Origin of the sequence: Shewanella sp. SG41-4 (assembly GCF_014164505.1) — a bacterium.
In the GTDB taxonomy this organism is placed as follows: Bacteria; Pseudomonadota; Gammaproteobacteria; order Enterobacterales; family Shewanellaceae; genus Shewanella.
Genome location: NZ_JACJFI010000428.1, coordinates 1 through 2442, shown reverse-complemented (window position 1 = coordinate 2442; position 2442 = coordinate 1). Strand labels below are relative to the sequence as shown.

At 42.4% G+C, this 2442-nt stretch carries 2 protein-coding genes; both read right to left on the bottom strand.

Features of this window, described 5'->3' with window-relative positions; translation table 11 throughout:
* Window positions 1-199: 199 nt before the first annotated feature.
* Entirely contained in the window at window positions 200-2239 is a 2040-nt protein-coding gene (locus H5202_RS20655) for an OmcA/MtrC family decaheme c-type cytochrome (RefSeq protein ID WP_259397413.1), read from the bottom strand.
* Window positions 2200-2442 (bottom strand): hypothetical protein (locus tag H5202_RS24400; RefSeq protein ID WP_259397412.1); only part of this gene is annotated, 243 nt, incomplete at its 5' end. The genes H5202_RS20655 and H5202_RS24400, both read right to left, overlap by 40 nt.

Here is a 2442-nt window from a genome sequence, read left to right as displayed (position 1 = left end):
GTTTGAGTTTGAGTTTGAGTTTGAGTTTGAGTTTGGCAGTTAATGATACTGAACGATATCTTTTTGAGGAGAAATATTAATAACGGATGGCCATTTAGTGCTTATACACTGATGGATAAACCCAATAAAAAAAAGGGAGGCATTGCTGCCTCCCTCTTACTTACTTTCTTAAGTGATGATTAAGAAGTTTTTTGGATATTTAGTGCGCTGCACCAGAGTGAACTTTATCAAGACCGTAAGTTTTACCTTCAGCATGACAAGTTGCACAAGACTCTACAGGTAGATCCGAATCAGTCATTGCGTCGCTTTCTACGATAGCGCCATTACTCTTAAAGTGAGCAAGTGCAGCACCATCTGCGTGAGCGTGACAGCTACGGCATGATTCAGCAACTGGAGTGATGTAATAACCTGCGTTAGTAGAAGTTGCTCCAACTTTAATCGCACGCTTACCAGAAGTTAATCCACCATCATCAGCAAAGAATGTAGCACCGTCTTTGTGACATGCGGCACAGTCTGTTTCAGGGCTTGGATAACCAATCAGTTCACCAGTATGATCTCTATAGATACCTTCGATTGTGTTCCAGTTACCACTGTGGAAACGGTGAGATACTGTAACCAAATCTTTGTTATCATAAGAAACATCAGGAGTAATCACTGTTGAACCATCTTCACCTTTTGTCCATGATGCATCATGGCCTGAAGCGCCGTTAGTTTCGTTGTGACAGTTTTGGCATTGGTCAAAGGTATAAGTACCATGTCTACGACCCTTGATATAATCAAGTGTGCCATGACAAGAGTTACACTTAGCTTCTGTTACCGTAATGCGGTCAGCATCGGTTGTGCGCATCAAGTTAACTGTGTCGCCAGCAAGATCAAAGTACTTAATTGAAGACGTGTTACCAATTGGGTTGTCGTATTCGTACTCTAAGTCGTCTGCACCACAACTAGCGACTTTACCCGCTTTAACACACACATTGGCTTCTGAACCAATATATATTGTGCCAGTTGCTTGTGCGTCCGGTACATCTTTTACAATGGTAAGCACACCACCAGATAAGGTACCACTCGCTAGGTTTAGACTAATGCTAAGATCACGCCACGAATTAACTTTACCTGTTGCATCAACATTACCGATGAGTAAACCGTTAGCTGGTAACATACCAGTAGGGTTACTTGTGGCATTGTAAGTAGCTAAACTTGTACCATCAGGAATAACCACTCCATTCATGGTCACATTGGCTTTAATTGTCAACGTTTGCATACCGGCAGTTGCTGAAGTAACAGCAGTGATACTGGTAAAGTCTACAGTTAATAGGTCTGCATATTCTGCACGTTTACCCACTTTATGCGCAGTTGCAGGACTTAATCCGCCAACATGACAATTCATACATTGTGAATCATCAGCCTGTGGTATTTCATAATCAGAATGACCTACACCAGTTTCGAAATTAACAGTTACGTGACAGCCAACACACGCTTCGCGATAAATGTTCTCTTTCCACTGATCGCCATTATCATGACAAGCAGTACATTCATTCAATTCCGTAGGGAAATGAACTTCAGCAAACGCTTCTGCTTCACCTTGTAACACACCCCATTCAGCAAGATGTCCACCAGCATGAATAGTATGGATCATGGCATTGAAGTTAGGGTTAAAGCCTAATTCAGGATCATTTTGATCAGCTGCATAAGCAGGATTATGACACGCTACGCAGTTTTCCACTTTTTGGTAGTTATGATGGGCAGCGATTTTTGAAATACGTTGATCATCTTCACCATAGCCAGTTAATTCACCATGACACTGAATACATGCAGCATTAGACACTGAGTCTTTTGCAGAAACAGCAAGCTCGCCAGTAGCAGGAATAAAATCAATCGGTGTTGATAAAATTTTATCACTGATATCCGTACCATCAGCATCTACAACATCATAGGTGCGGATCATCACACGAACTAAATCGTTAGCATCACCATCGGCTAATACGACTGGCGCATTGCCTTCGTGAGCCCATGTACCAATGTAGGTACCAGGGTTTGCAGTATCTTCTGTTAACGTACATGCATTTACCACAGAGCCATCACGCGCTGTAGTGCTACCGGTTAAGTTACAGTACATGCTGCTACCAAAGTCATTGGCTAAAGCATGGTTAGTCCATAACATTGGCGCACCACTGTCAGTAGTATTCTCTGATTGACTGGTTACATATAGTGCAATTCTCTCAAGGCCAGAGAATGGCATATCTGCATACCAGTACCTATACCAGATACGGTAAATTTAATACTAAAAGGATCGCTACCAACGACAACAATATCTGCAGGGTCTAACTGCAAATTAAAATCATAAGCATTGTTAACGGTTGTGACTGTTAAGCCAGCAGAAACGCCATCAGAACCATCGGAACCATCAGCACCAGGTGTACCAGTAGCTCCGTCAGCACCATC